Origin of the sequence: Paenibacillus sp. FSL R5-0701 (assembly GCF_037973995.1) — a bacterium.
In the GTDB taxonomy this organism is placed as follows: Bacteria; Bacillota; Bacilli; order Paenibacillales; family Paenibacillaceae; genus Paenibacillus.
Map to the genome: position 1 here is coordinate 2,584,955 of NZ_CP150230.1, position 13,404 is coordinate 2,598,358.

The window sequence follows — 13,404 nt, forward strand, 5'->3', positions numbered from 1 at the left end:
CTAAAATGAAGGAGTGGGATGGATAATGACACAGCATAACGGCAAGTCACGGTTCCAAGGCAAGGTTGCGATTATTACCGGAGCAGGATCCGGGATTGGGAAAGCCACTGCGGTCAAGCTGGCTAAAGAGGGTGCACATGTTGCATTGTTTGATCTGGTGAATGATCGGATCTCGGAAACGGAAGCAGAGATTAATGCGCTGCACCCCGGTGCGGCAAGAGCATTTGATGTAGACATTTCCGACCCGGCACGTGTGGAAAAGGCTGTACTGGAAACCGTTGAGTTATTCGGCGGTTTGGATATTGTTTTTGCCAATGCGGGCATTAACGGTGTATCGGCACCGATTGAGGAAATTCAGGTTGAAGATTGGCAACAGATTATTACAACCAACCTGAATGGTACGTTTTTCACGATTAAATATGCATTGCCTCACGTGAAAAAACGGGGTGGCGGCAGTATTATCATCACGAGTTCGATTAATGGCAATCAACGCTTCTCAAGCTTTGGCATGTCGGCATACAGCACGTCCAAGGCAGGACAGGTTGCTTTTGCCAAGATGGCTGCGCTTGAGCTGGCGAAGTTCAAGATACGTGTGAACGTGATCTGTCCAGGAGCGATTGCAACAAATATCGATCAAAGTACGGTCAAAACGGATGATCTACAGCAGATCATTATTCCGATGGAGTTCCCGGAAGGACAGCAACCACTTGCGGACGGGCCGGGTCAACCGGAACATGTTGCCGATCTGGTAAGTTTCCTCGCATCGTCCGAATCTAGACATATTACCGGAGCAGAGATCGTCATAGATGGTGCCGAATCATTGCTCAGCTAAGTGAGTATTCTGGATAAATTTCATTTTTGCTAAGGCGTGTCTTAGGGTGTGTCTGCGATAGTCGTTCCTCTGGAACGGCTTTTTTTGTTATAATGCTAACATTCGAATAGAGATACTGAAGAGCAGTAGGGTACATTCATTAGGAGCGATTATATGCATATAGAGTTACCGATACAAGAGATTATTCCTGAGTTAAGACAGTTATTTCGGGATCAAGATACAGGTGTGTTAATTGCAGAGCCAGGAGCGGGAAAAACGACGGTTGTACCGCTGGCTTTGCTGGAGGAGCCGTGGGTTGCGGGACGGAAAATCATAATGCTGGAACCTCGAAGGCTGGCTGCGCGTTCGGCTGCATCGAGACTGGCGGCTACGCTAGGGGAAAAGGCGGGTCAGACTGTAGGATATCGTGTACGCATGGATACCCGGGTGAGTCAGGCGACACGCATTGAAGTTGTGACGGAAGGGGTATTGACCCGGATGTTGCAGCAGGATCAGGGTCTTGAGGACACGGCAATGATTATATTTGATGAATTCCATGAGCGTCACTTACATGGGGATTTGGGCTTGGCGCTGGCATTGGAATCCCGAGCGATGTTACGTCCAGATCTGAAATTGCTGGTCATGTCGGCTACCCTTGATCCTGTTCCCGTCTGTGCATTGCTTGGCGAAGGTACAAGATCAATTCACTGTCCCGGACGCACGTTTCCGGTGGAAACTCGATATGTACCGAGACCGGCAGCTATGCAGTTGGAACAATTCACGGCTCAGACGGTGACCAGGGCATTAGCTGAACAGGAGGGAGACGTGCTTGTTTTCCTTCCTGGCGCAAGAGAGATACACCGTACAGAGCGAGAGTTATTAAACGGTTCTCTTCCTGCGCACGTGAAAGTTCATTCCCTGTATGGCAGTATGCCGATGGAACAACAGGATGAGGCCATACGGCCGGCGGCTGAGGGGTCGCGCAAAGTTGTGCTGTCCACTTCCATTGCGGAATCCAGTCTCACACTCGCTGGAGTTAAGATTGTGGTGGATGCAGGGCTGAGTCGTGCATCGGCATTTTCGCCGCGCACGGGAATGAGTCGGCTTGTCACTCTGCCGGTGTCCAAGGCGTCAGCCGATCAACGGCAGGGTCGTGCAGGGCGAATTGCCCCGGGGGTGTGTTACCGGCTATGGAGCGAAGAGGTTCATGGGGGACTGCCTGAGGCAGCTCGCCCGGAGATCACCTCCGCGGATCTTGCGCCGCTGGCGCTGGAGCTTGCCGTCTGGGGTGTCCAGTCCCCAGCAGAGCTGCAATGGCTGGACACCCCGCCTGACGCCGCCTACGGCCAGGCACAGGCGCTGCTGCGCCAGCTGGGCGGCCTGGACGACGCAGGCCGCATCACGCCCTTCGGGCGGCGGATGAACACGCTTGGCGTGCATCCGCGACTGGCCAGCATGCTGCTCCGCGCAGCGGAGCTTGGGCTGGCCAGCTACTCCAGCATGCTGGCGGCACTGTTGCAGGAGCCTGCCGGCCTTCGCAGCAGTGGCAGTGCAGGCGCGGGCACGGACCTCCGCCCGCGCGTAGAAGCGCTGCTGACCGCTGACAGCAGCGGCATGCCGCAAGCGGCAGCGGCTGTCGCAGACGGCGCGGCCGTGCGGCGCATGCTCCAGGAGAGCCGCCAGCTACGCTCGGCGCTCGGCCCGGCGGCCGATCCGGTGCGGCCGGATGAGGACAGCTGCGGATTGCTGCTGTCCTTCGCCTATCCGGACCGGATCGGGCAACGCCGGGAGGACGGCCGCTATCTGCTGAGCAGCGGCCGCGGCGTACGGCTCGCAGCGACAGAATCGCTGAGCCGTGCAGCGTATCTGGTCGCAGCCGAGGCAGACGACCAGGGCGCAGATGCGCGCATCCTGCTGGCTGCGCCGTTGCAGGAGCAGACATTGGTGCAGGCAGGTCAGCACTTGCTGCACGATGAAGTGCAAGTCGCCTGGGATTCCAATACCCGCAGCGTGCGCGCACATAAGAGACTTCGTATTGGAGCCCTTGTGATTAAAGAGAGCAGTATTGCACAGCCACCTGAAGATCAGGTGCTGGAAGCACTGTTAAACGGGATACGGATGGAAGGGCTGGATTGTCTACCCTGGACAAAAACGTCCAAACAACTTGCGGACAGGCTACGGTTCCTGCATCTCCATCTACCTGAGTGGCCTGACCTGATCGAAGATGATCTGACCGAAGAGTTGGCAGAACATCTTACCCCTTATCTGACAGGCATGCGATCGGCAGCCGACCTCAAGAGATTGTCGATGCAAGATGTATTACTTGGTGGCCTGAGCTGGACGCAACGACAACAACTGGACGATGAAGCGCCGACGCATATACAGGTGCCCAGTGGCTCACGTATTCCTGTGGACTACAGTCGTCCAGAGGACCCGGCGCTGGCAGTAAGATTACAGGAGATGTTTGGACAACAGGAGACACCGCGTATAGCGGGTGGGCGAGTCCCGTTGACCATCCACCTATTATCACCGGCTCAGCGACCTGTACAGGTCACACGAGACTTGGCGAATTTCTGGCGAGAGACGTACTTTGACGTCAAAAAAGATCTGAAAGGTCGTTATCCGAAGCATTACTGGCCGGATAATCCACTTGAAGCGGTCGCCACAAATCGGGCTAAACCACGGGGGAAATAGAATAATTATTTCATTTTTAAAGACATCAACGATTTGGTTCCCAAAGGGCGCGTTATCAGGGTTAGACTTTGCTGAACAACAGTCAGTTTTGTAGCTGATCGAATCATTCTCTGTCTTAAAGAATCACCCTTTAACCAGGACGTGTCTCCAAACTCGCTAACGTGCACTTCTACTATCTTTTCGCTCCATGTTACGTCACTTTGCCTTTTCGTCCCATGCTGCGTCACTTTCCCTTGACGTGCCCCGGCACGTCTGCTAAAAACTTCCTGCATGGAAGGAGAATTCGGCAAATCTGCTTCTTTAGAGGTTGAAGGCACACCCCAGAGCGTATCTTCAACCTGCCGAAGCCAAAGCGTAACTGGAACGTGCCTGGAGCAGAAAATGGGGCTGAACATGGAGCAGAACATAGAGCAGAGCGCTAACGAACCTGTGACGTCTTATTCGGCGATTTGAAGCGCCCGTAATAATCTAAGGAATCTGAAACACGCTATATTTGAATAACCATCCATTTACAACGGGTTTGTCAGGTGATTTTGGTAAATAACGTGTCTCATGTTCCTTACAAAATATAAGGAGGGCCCGAAGGATAAATAAGACGTCCTCGGTTCCTTAGAATATCGTCTGGACAATTCACCAGGATCAGCCAGTCTGGACTTCAAGATGATTTGGACGCCCACGTCCTTCAACGTAGAGCATGCCTGACAACGTATCATATGCCTGAGTTTGAAGGCACACCATGATGAGGAATAAAAGGAATGAACCTCAGCAATTATTTGCTATCAACACATAGTATATTGACTTGCGAGCGTTTAAAAGAAACTTAGGCGGGTAATAACATAGCGAACCACTCAATAATATGAGGAGGAATTCACTATGCAGAAGAAAATCGTAGGTGTGTTTAATACAGAACGTGAAGCATCGCAGGCTATCGAGGGTCTGAAAGCACAAGGATTCACTTCAGACGAAATCTCCGTTGTTACACAGGATCGGGATGAACTGAAGGCTATTCGGGAAGAGACAGGTACCAAAGCCCCTGAAGGTGTAGCTGCGGGTGCAGCAACAGGTGGTGTCCTTGGTGGCGTAGCCGGTCTGCTCGCAGGTATCGGTGCACTAGCCATACCCGGCATAGGACCGATTCTGGCCGCAGGCCCTATTGCAGCAACATTTACCGGTGCAGCTGTAGGTGCGGGAGCTGGCGGACTTGTGGGTGGACTTGTGGGACTTGGTATTCCGGAAGAGGACGCTAAACAGTATGAGGAGTATGTACAGAATGGTAAAATCCTGCTGCTCGTAGATTCTACGGATCGGGACTCCGATGTGTACGATGTGTTCAGTGGCAACAGCCAGCTTAACCGGGACAGAGCCGAAGCAGCTCATCGCGGAGATGTGCCAGCCGAACGTCCGGATCTGGATATGGAAGAACGCAGATTGGAAGCCCAAAACAAGGCAGCGCGATTCGGTAACAATACATTCCTGTAATCTTGCCGCGAATATAATCGATATAAAATAAAACCCAATGACTTATTATCTGCAAAATGGAATGACATATATGATCCACCAGATGGTCATTAGCCGGTTTCCTTAAGGGAAGCCGGCTTTTGTCCCTGTGTTGCATATGGGCGGGTGTCAATAATGTCGGATGGTGTTTTTACCCAGTCAAGCAGGGAATAACAATACATATAACAGTACAGCCAAAGCGAGTCCAATCACCAGTAGCATCATGGTAAGAAACCGGATTAATCCGGTCGATGCCTGAAACGTCTGTTCATTGATTTGTGTACGCTTCCGATGATAGGCTGCTGCCGAATACACAATGATGGATATGCCGCCAATCAGAGAAGTGATACCGGTAATAATCGCCGCAATATGTGCAAGCCGATCATACGCCGACGAGTTGAAACCAAATCCGGCAGCAAGAAATCCGATGCCCGCCATGGCAATACCGGTGCGTACCCAGGCCAGAAAAGTTCGCTCGTTAGCCAGATGTTGCTGGACATACTTGGAATCGGTAGTGGTTACGTCTTTGTCTGTTAAAGAAATGTGAATCAACTCCGTTCAATAAATATACGGCTTCATTGTACTTTGTTTTTATCGCAAAACCAAGAAAGGATGGCTGAATGTATGCCTCGCAAAGAACGAATTACAGAAATAGAGAGCTTAAGGGGAATTGCCTTTGGAGCGGTGGTTCTTCAGCATTCCATCGCACATTACTCATTAGTCCCGGAGACGAGACTGGAGGATGGTGTGTTACTGGCCATACTGCTGATGCTCTCCAAATTTGCAGTTCCTTTATTCATATTCATAACAGGGATGGTGCTGTTTTATAATACGGGAGACAAGCTGCATTATGGCCAGTTCATGAGAAAAAGAGTAAACGACGTCATCGTGCCTTATCTAATCTGGTCACTCATTTATTTTACACTTGCACCGCGAGGCTGGACCGGATTTGGATGGAATGACATCCCAGACCTAGGTCTGAAGTTGCTTACGGGCAAAACGACTTCACACTTTTGGTACATCATTATGCTGATCCAGTTTTATCTGTTATTTCCGCTCTTCTTGCGAGCCATTCGTTATGTATATAACCGATATGAGGCCAAGGGACGCTTGATCGCATTATTGATTTCTGGTGTGGTGTATCTTGTACTTGCGGATCAATTAAGAAACATTGCCAAATTCATGGAACGGCTGAATATACCGGTGCTGACAGATGCTTTTACAACGTATGCAGACCGCAATTTCCTCTATTTTTTTATTTATTTTGTGCTAGGTGCAGCCGCGGGGTTATCCGTCCAGCACTGGAATGAATGGATTCATCGATTGCGCTGGATATACTGGACAGTGTTTATTGTTCTGGGTCTGCGGTTTACTTATTTATTAATGCTGGAGTTTCAGAAGCCGGAAGGAATCAAAATTACGTTCTACACGGTCAGCTTGATCCGCCCTGATATGGCACTCTTTCTGATCGCTTCCATTATGGTCATGTACCAGTTGGCCGGAAAACTGCATAACCTCAGGGCTACACGATTGCTGGGATGGATTGGTGGTGTATCGTATGGCGGTTATCTGATGCATATGTTGATGCTGCGGTATAGCTACATTCCGGATGAGTTGTTTTACGTTGCTATGGGTTGGAACCCTGTCGTCCGAATGATCATCACCTGGTTGTTGGCTCTTACATTATCCTGTGTAGTGACATGGCTTATCTCGCGTGTAAGCTGGGGCAAATGGATTGTGGGAGCCGTACCGAAATCTGTCCACAATAAATGAAAACATCAACATATGAAAAATTCATAATAGATCACCACAGCCGCATAGAAGTGTACGGGAGTACGAGAGTATATGAACACAAGATACAGGAGCACAGGTATTACAGCTTTTACAGCTTTTGCACAGACTTTCTTGTCATTAAAATTCGATCTCACGACACCCTGAGCCCTGAAATAAACAACTGTTGAATCAATTTCATAACTCACTAAAAATGGATTTCTGTAACTGAATATAGACAAATTGAACCGTTTCGATCGATATCCAGCCTTGATTGAAGCAGCTAAAGGTATTATGAAATTGATTCTTTTGAATAAAAATTAAAATTTCATTACCTGAAAAATTCACAACAGAAAACCTTTTTCCGTGCTTCCCCCAGGCTATCCCATATTCACACGATTTCTTGCTCGCCCTCCTTGAAGATAGATAAAAGGGAGGCAAAGCGGAGAAAGATGGCAGAACACGAACATAAGTTTTATAATACTAGATATATAGGTTCTGACAGGAGGGGAATGAACGTGGCTTTTATGATTGCACAGCGGGCATTTATCAAGCTGTATCTGATTACGATGGTTGAACAGCACAGGGGGTATGGTTACGAGATGCTGGAGGCGATGAAGCAGGAATTCAAAGACTACGGTTATGTACCACCCCAGAGCGAGGTATATCGGGCACTGCATGAATTGGTACAGCAAGGTGTTTTTTATCGGACAAAGAAACTTAAAGGCAATGATCCAAAGGTCGATTTTCAGGAAATCGTTTTATATCATTTTACGGATGATGGTGCGGAAAAAGCTGAGTTATACAAAAAACAGGTCAAAACGGATCTGGATCGTTGTCTCGGCATGTTACACAAGGCAGATGAGGACAATTACGGTACGAAAGGAAGATAAGCATGGATAAACAGTTACAGTGGGGTGTACTCGGTACGTCAACCATTGCCAAAAATGCAGTCATTCCAGCAATCCAGCAGTCCGAACGTGGTGAAGTCTTGGCAATTGCCAGCCGCAGCAAGGAAAAAGCGGAAACCCTTGCCGAAGAACTCGGCATTGCCAGATCCTATGGCAGTTATGAAGAGCTCATCGCTGATCCGGACATTGAAGCCGTCTATATTCCTTTGCCTAACCATATGCACAAAGAATGGACCATTAAAGCTGCACAGGCTGGCAAGCACGTGTTATGTGAGAAACCAGCTGCCTTGAATGCAGATGAATCGGCAGAAATGATTGAGGCATGTCATCAACATGGTGTTCTTTTTGCAGAAGCGATTATGTATCGATATCATCCCAAGCACAGACGTGTGCAAGAGATTATAGCTAGTGGAGAAATAGGTATCGTCAGAGCCATCCATGGTAACTTTACCTGTAATACCGCTGATGACAAGGAAAATGTAAGGTTCAAAAGAGAGATGGGCGGTGGATCATTATTCGATCTTGGCGTGTATCCGATCTCGGCGGCCCGGATGTATCTGGGACAGGAACCGGAAGCGGTGACAGTTCACGCTCTATTCTCGGACGAGCATGATGGCGTGGATATGATGGCGTCGGGACTGGTAGAATTTCCGAATTCGGTAGCTTTAACTTTTGACTGTGGCATGTGGGCTTCAGGACGAGCGGAGATGGAGATTCTCGGGACGGAAGGGCGGATTGAACTGCCAAAAGTATTTGGCTGGGAGAACAGTGATATCCCACCTCAGATTATTGTGCATACCGATTCGGTCAGCCGGGAGGAACGTGTATCGGTGTCGAATTCCTATGTGCTTCAGGTGGAGACATTTGCAACGGCTGTGCTTGAAGGAGAAGCCTTACCTTTCAGTCCGGAAAATACCATTCAAAACATGCGCGTTATTGATGCATGCCTGGAATCGGCTCGAACTCGTCAACGGGTGCAACTGATCGATTAGTTTAGGTCAGGTCAGTTTAAACATACTAGAAAAGTAGACTCCATCTTCAGGGATGAGAGTCTTTTTTCTGTCTTAAAATGTTACAATTATAATATTTTACAATTTAAACCTCTTCATTTGATCTTTCTACCAAAATGATGTGATATAAATAGTCATGAGATGACTTGTTTACTATAATCTAGCAGAACATACAACTAGACCGTTACAGCTTGCAGAACGCATATCGTGACAACGTTCATCTACTTTGAGGGATCGGGAGGCCGGATTGATGAAAAAGTTGATATCCACCGCATTACTGGCATTGTTGTTAACGTTTGTTTTCCTTACAGGTTCACAGTTCACTCCAGTCGCACAGCAGAAGGCATCTGCTGCAACATGTACCATCATCAATACGTTTACGGGTGTAGCAAACTATTTGAGTGCAAACGGAACGTTGCCATGTAACTTTATTACCAAATCACAGGCAACAGGACTCGGCTGGGTAGCGTCCAAAGGAAACTTGGCTGTAGTTGCTCCTGGGAAAAGCATCGGTGGGGACACATTTGGCAACCGGGAGGGGCTGCTGCCTTCGGCCAGCGGACGTACATGGCGCGAAGCGGATATTAACTATACTTCCGGCTTCCGTAATTCGGATCGGATTGTGTACTCCAATGATGGGCTCATCTACAAAACGACAGATCACTATGCATCATTTACACGTTTGAAATAGAGGAAGGAGCAGCCATGAATACCGTGATTCTGGATGGAGAAGACTTTGCTAGTAGCGCTGAACTTCATCAACAATTAAAGGACAAGCTGAAACTGCCGGATTTTTATGGCGGTAATCTCGACGCTCTGTGGGATTGTCTGACGGGTACGATTGAACTTCCACTAGAGCTAAAATGGATCAACTACCAAATCAGCGAAGAACGACTAGGGAATGAAGCAGGCCGGGTTCGTGATTTGATGTTGGAGGTACAGGCTGAACAGGCTGGATTTCAATTGCGTCTTGAGAAGTAGGCAGCAAATGAAGGCAGTTCAAATATAATCCGTCAAGCCGAGCAGACCACATGTGGTCTGTTTTTTTGTGTTATAGGAGGTTGTCCAAAAAGGTTGTTAAAAAAGTCTTTGTGTTGATTACGAATCTTCTAAAAGCAGAGCGAATTTTTTTACTTTACTTACTTATCGTTAAAATTATTTTCACGGAGGTATTGATTTCTGCATAACTTACGTTAAAATAAAATTAACATGAAAAATATTTTAACGTTGAGGAGTGAAAAGGGATGAGCGATAACACAGCAGTTGGCAAGCAAGGTATGGGTGAGTTAATACGAATCAGACCGTACATGCAATTTATGCTTAGTAAAGTTGTATCCAGATTTGGTGATTCGATTGACTCGATTGCCTACAGTTGGATGGTGTACATTCTAACCGGTTCAAAAGTGCTGATGGGTACGTTGCTGGCGGTGAATTTTTTGCCCAATATCCTTCTGGGTCTGTTCGCCGGGGCTTTGGTTGATCGCATGTCTCCCAAAAAAGTGATTGTGATTACGAATACCGGTCGCGGGTTGTTGGTGGGGATTACAGCTCTGCTGTTTGGATTGGGCCAACTTGAAGTCTGGCATCTGTTTGTTATTACAATTCTGAATTCTTTGCTGGAATGCTTCACTAGTCCTGCGGAAGTGTCCAGTGTCCCCCGATTGCTTCCCCAATCGATGCTGCTTTCGGGTAATGCGATGTCCTCTTCCGCAACCAGAGTGGCCGAACTCGCAGGACTTGCAGTGGCTGGTGCCCTTATTGCTACAATAGGCATTGCCTGGACGATCCTGATTGATGCGGGGTTGTTTGCGCTAAGTGCTTTGATTATGAGCCGAGTAGGCTACCCTGAAGTCTTAACATCTGCTAACAATGAAGATAAAACATCAATTGAAATGAATTCTCTTCCATCCGACAAAAGTAGTATATTCTCCGAAATGGCGGAAGCTTTTCATTTTCTCCGTAAACATGCCTTATTGTTAATTGTCTCCATCCTGTTTGCCTTCGTTAATTTCTGCCTGATGCCGTTTAATGTTCTTCGTACACCCTATGTCATTGAAACACTGCATGCTGGCGCTGGGGGATTAAGTCTGCTCAGTGGGCTGATGGTGGGAGGTATGTTGCTCAGTGGCGTATGGTTGACACAAAGGGGAGCGAATTATCGTAAAAGTGTGCTGGTCATTAGCGGTATTGTCATGTTGGGTCTCAGTTATGCGATGACGGCACTACCCGCTTATATGACTTCCTTCCAACTGCCGGTTGCAGCGGCCTTTTGTCTACTGATGGGTATGGGGATTCCGCTGGCTACAACACCGCTGGCCACCTATCTTATGGAAGTTACCCCTTCGGAGATGCTAGGCAGAGTGTACGCCCTTCAAAGTATGCTTGTCTTGAGTGTCGCACCACTTGGAAGTCTGGTTTCGGGAGCACTTGCAGATTGGATGACCATGCCTGTTCTGTTTATTGTCTTTGGTATTATGCTTGCCATGTCAGCAGGTATGTTGTTATTTAGCAAAAGTTTTCGAAGTGCTCTGTGAAGATATTCAGAAGTGATCATAAGCCGATTTTCTGTATCAAGTCATTTCCGGTTCGTTTTGACCGAAGTCCTGACGCAACGTTATAATAGAGATATCGATGGACAACAGGTACCCCGGAAATGAGGATACAGGGATGGCGCACAAGGTTCTTTCAACAATTGAAGAAATTAAAATCTACTCCGATCCGTATCGGATACAGATTATGAATATGTTTAACAAGCAGGGCAGACCATCCACTGTTAAAGAGATCGCCGACCAGATGGGTGAGGTGCCAGCCAAAGTTCACTATCATGTGAAAAAGTTGGAGAAAATTGGTCTGCTGACCATCGTTTCCACGCGTGAGATTAATGGGATTATCGCAAAATATTATGAACCATTCACCGGAGAGATCCATCTCCGTCACGAAGATGAAGATAAGGAAAACTCTCCATTGAAACAGGTGTTTCGGTCCGAGACGCTCAAATTATTAAATGAGATGTTCGAACAGAGTCGTCAGCGATTCATGCATCAGGCGGAAAACGAAGATCGGATGTTTCTCTCGGACATCACACTGTATGCAACCCGTGAAGAAGTAGAGCAGTTGTATAAAAACATCATAAAACTCTGTGAACCCTATACTACAAAAGAGAATCAGCAAGGGGAACATGAGGTCTTTCAGTTATTCTCTGCTCTCTCTAAACCTATAGTGAAAATACCTGCTTCTAAGACAAATGCAAAAGAGAAAAAGAAAGCTATGTCTGATAAGGGTAAAGCAACTCCGAAAACGTCTCGATCTGTGTCTAAGCGGCAGGAATCTGCATCATCTGGTAGTGAGTCGGAAGAATAAACGGATGGAATATTTGGGTTCAGCCTTATCGCTGGAAGCAAGTAACGGCAACGTGAGAGACTGCTTTGGAGAAAACTAGAAAAAGCCGCCCAATGGCGGCTTTTTAATGCGTGATAAGGAAGGCTAATGGTGGAGCAGCCTATGGAATCAATCAATTTTGATGCCTACCGTTTCAGTTCATAACGAAGTTACATGTTCTCATCGTAGCCCTTCACATCACGTTTGGCTGCGGTTGCGGGGGAGTTGGATGTGCCATATTCTTCAACTGCTTCCCAGGCATCTGCGTTGTCGAACTTGCCCGCTCGCTGCTGTCTTCCTTCTCCAGCACCACTTGGAGGCATGGTCATTACTTCTTCTTCAACAGGCCGATCGTTGCTGATCTCCCGATTAGGCGTGTCGTCAATACAGTAAGCGGTATAGGGGATAGCCTCAAGTCGTTCGAAGGGAATATCTTCGCCGCACGTTACACATGTTCCATATGTACCTTGCTCCATACGTTCCAATGCGTCGTTTACTTGATTGAATTCGTCTGTTAATGTATCGTCGATCGCCAGATCACGGCTGCGTTCAAATGTTTCCGTACCGGCATCTGCCGGATGATTATCATAGGAGGACAGCTCACCGGTTGAATCTTTCAGCGACTCGACTGGAGCACCGTCTTCCATGCTGGATTCAAAATGACGCTGCAAGTTTTCACGTTGCTCCAAAAGGGCGTTTTTCAGTATTTGATGTTGATCTTTAGTTAATGTACTCATAAGGACATGCTCCTTTCCCGTTGTGGGGTGTAGTGTGTCTTTACCCGAATTGGAAGAAAAGCAATCATTTTCGTGAGGAATAGGGCTGTATCGTTTTATATCTGACGGATTATGTGTTATAAAAAATAGAGAGAGAAATTGCCGTGTGTTCTTCCCAGGAAATAGAACTACGGCTTGGCTTATAATGGAGGTTGTCAATATGGATGAACATATGAAACGAAGATTGGATAAACAAAGACAATTGTTCAAACAATTGGGTGTGCAGCTAGATGCGTTATCGATTCATGAAAAACAATTTAATTATAAACTTCGTGGTTATGATCCGGATGAGGTAGATGCTTATCTTGACCTGGTCATCAAAGATTACGAACGTTTCTATGCCAATATTGCAGATCTGATGGACAAATGGCAAGAACAGCAGTTAACGATCCGCGATCTCAAGTCGTCCGCGAAACCGGTGGAAGATCCAACCAAGATTGATCGCAAACAACTGGATGATATTGTAAAACAACTGGAATACAGTGTGCGACAGCTCAAGATCAGAGCACGTCCCGAAAAGGATCTGTTCTCTGAATAACGGCAGCATGTCCTGGATT

14 protein-coding genes are annotated in these 13,404 nt (G+C 47.5%); 12 read left to right on the forward strand and 2 right to left on the reverse strand.

Annotation, left to right across the window (positions count from 1 at the left end; all coding sequences use genetic code 11):
- Nucleotides 1-25 precede the first annotated feature (25 nt).
- The 4 genes from MKZ13_RS12040 (at nt 26) to MKZ13_RS12055 (ending at nt 4,984) form a co-directional block, all read left to right on the forward strand.
- A complete protein-coding gene (locus MKZ13_RS12040; protein WP_017689067.1) occupies nt 26-832 on the forward strand; it encodes an SDR family NAD(P)-dependent oxidoreductase in 807 nt (268 codons plus the stop codon).
- Between the two features lie 153 nt (nt 833-985).
- Complete coding sequence (hrpB, locus tag MKZ13_RS12045; protein WP_339184187.1) at nt 986-3,505, forward strand: ATP-dependent helicase HrpB; 2,520 nt, start codon at nt 986-988, stop codon at nt 3,503-3,505.
- Between the two features lie 270 nt (nt 3,506-3,775).
- Nucleotides 3,776-3,958: a hypothetical protein gene (locus MKZ13_RS12050; RefSeq protein WP_339184188.1), complete on the forward strand. Its 183-nt coding sequence runs from the start codon at nt 3,776-3,778 to the stop codon at nt 3,956-3,958.
- A 420-nt stretch (nt 3,959-4,378) separates the two neighbouring features.
- Entirely contained in the window at nt 4,379-4,984 is a 606-nt protein-coding gene (locus tag MKZ13_RS12055) for a general stress protein (RefSeq protein WP_339184190.1), read from the forward strand.
- 177 nt (nt 4,985-5,161) lie between these two features.
- On the opposite strand, the gene MKZ13_RS12060 is transcribed toward MKZ13_RS12055, so the two are convergent.
- The gene (locus MKZ13_RS12060) at nt 5,162-5,554 is read right to left on the reverse strand and encodes a DUF202 domain-containing protein (RefSeq protein WP_017689063.1); all 393 of its coding nucleotides are present in this window, start codon (nt 5,552-5,554) and stop codon (nt 5,162-5,164) included.
- A gap of 72 nt (nt 5,555-5,626) precedes the next feature.
- On the opposite strand from MKZ13_RS12060, the gene MKZ13_RS12065 reads away from it, so the two are divergent.
- The 7 genes from MKZ13_RS12065 (at nt 5,627) to MKZ13_RS12095 (ending at nt 12,053) form a co-directional block, all read left to right on the forward strand.
- Nucleotides 5,627-6,775 carry an acyltransferase gene (locus MKZ13_RS12065; RefSeq protein ID WP_339184193.1) on the forward strand — a complete coding sequence of 383 codons (1,149 nt, stop codon included), beginning with the start codon at nt 5,627-5,629 and terminating at the stop codon, nt 6,773-6,775.
- Between the two features lie 515 nt (nt 6,776-7,290).
- Nucleotides 7,291-7,665: a helix-turn-helix transcriptional regulator gene (locus MKZ13_RS12070; RefSeq protein ID WP_105598241.1), complete on the forward strand. Its 375-nt coding sequence runs from the start codon at nt 7,291-7,293 to the stop codon at nt 7,663-7,665.
- 2 nt (nt 7,666-7,667) lie between these two features.
- Entirely contained in the window at nt 7,668-8,675 is a 1,008-nt protein-coding gene (locus MKZ13_RS12075; protein ID WP_339184198.1) for a Gfo/Idh/MocA family oxidoreductase, read from the forward strand.
- A gap of 268 nt (nt 8,676-8,943) precedes the next feature.
- The gene (locus tag MKZ13_RS12080) at nt 8,944-9,384 is read left to right on the forward strand and encodes a ribonuclease (protein WP_036609184.1); all 441 of its coding nucleotides are present in this window, start codon (nt 8,944-8,946) and stop codon (nt 9,382-9,384) included.
- 14 nt (nt 9,385-9,398) lie between these two features.
- The gene (locus tag MKZ13_RS12085) at nt 9,399-9,674 is read left to right on the forward strand and encodes a barstar family protein (protein WP_339184201.1); all 276 of its coding nucleotides are present in this window, start codon (nt 9,399-9,401) and stop codon (nt 9,672-9,674) included.
- 263 nt (nt 9,675-9,937) lie between these two features.
- Nucleotides 9,938-11,227: an MFS transporter gene (locus MKZ13_RS12090; protein ID WP_339184203.1), complete on the forward strand. Its 1,290-nt coding sequence runs from the start codon at nt 9,938-9,940 to the stop codon at nt 11,225-11,227.
- A gap of 133 nt (nt 11,228-11,360) precedes the next feature.
- A complete protein-coding gene (locus tag MKZ13_RS12095) occupies nt 11,361-12,053 on the forward strand; it encodes a helix-turn-helix domain-containing protein (protein ID WP_339184205.1) in 693 nt (230 codons plus the stop codon).
- 188 nt (nt 12,054-12,241) lie between these two features.
- Here MKZ13_RS12095 and MKZ13_RS12100 read toward each other — a convergent pair whose 3' ends face one another.
- The gene (locus MKZ13_RS12100) at nt 12,242-12,808 is read right to left on the reverse strand and encodes a TraR/DksA C4-type zinc finger protein (RefSeq protein ID WP_036609176.1); all 567 of its coding nucleotides are present in this window, start codon (nt 12,806-12,808) and stop codon (nt 12,242-12,244) included.
- A 199-nt stretch (nt 12,809-13,007) separates the two neighbouring features.
- Here MKZ13_RS12100 and MKZ13_RS12105 point away from each other — a divergent pair, with 199 nt between their 5' ends.
- The gene (locus tag MKZ13_RS12105) at nt 13,008-13,385 is read left to right on the forward strand and encodes a DivIVA domain-containing protein (RefSeq protein ID WP_017689054.1); all 378 of its coding nucleotides are present in this window, start codon (nt 13,008-13,010) and stop codon (nt 13,383-13,385) included.
- Nucleotides 13,386-13,404: the final 19 nt, after the last annotated feature.

Coding starts and splice junctions, on each gene's coding strand:
- MKZ13_RS12095 (WP_339184205.1), top strand. CDS start 11,361: ATGGCGCACAAGGTTCTTTCAACAATTGAAGAAATTAAAATCTACTCC.
- MKZ13_RS12100 (WP_036609176.1), bottom strand. CDS start 12,808: ATGAGTACATTAACTAAAGATCAACATCAAATACTGAAAAACGCCCTT.
- MKZ13_RS12105 (WP_017689054.1), top strand. CDS start 13,008: ATGGATGAACATATGAAACGAAGATTGGATAAACAAAGACAATTGTTC.
- MKZ13_RS12080 (WP_036609184.1), top strand. CDS start 8,944: ATGAAAAAGTTGATATCCACCGCATTACTGGCATTGTTGTTAACGTTT.
- MKZ13_RS12065 (WP_339184193.1), top strand. CDS start 5,627: ATGCCTCGCAAAGAACGAATTACAGAAATAGAGAGCTTAAGGGGAATT.
- hrpB (WP_339184187.1), top strand. CDS start 986: ATGCATATAGAGTTACCGATACAAGAGATTATTCCTGAGTTAAGACAG.
- MKZ13_RS12085 (WP_339184201.1), top strand. CDS start 9,399: ATGAATACCGTGATTCTGGATGGAGAAGACTTTGCTAGTAGCGCTGAA.
- MKZ13_RS12040 (WP_017689067.1), top strand. CDS start 26: ATGACACAGCATAACGGCAAGTCACGGTTCCAAGGCAAGGTTGCGATT.
- MKZ13_RS12055 (WP_339184190.1), top strand. CDS start 4,379: ATGCAGAAGAAAATCGTAGGTGTGTTTAATACAGAACGTGAAGCATCG.
- MKZ13_RS12090 (WP_339184203.1), top strand. CDS start 9,938: ATGAGCGATAACACAGCAGTTGGCAAGCAAGGTATGGGTGAGTTAATA.
- MKZ13_RS12075 (WP_339184198.1), top strand. CDS start 7,668: ATGGATAAACAGTTACAGTGGGGTGTACTCGGTACGTCAACCATTGCC.
- MKZ13_RS12050 (WP_339184188.1), top strand. CDS start 3,776: ATGGAAGGAGAATTCGGCAAATCTGCTTCTTTAGAGGTTGAAGGCACA.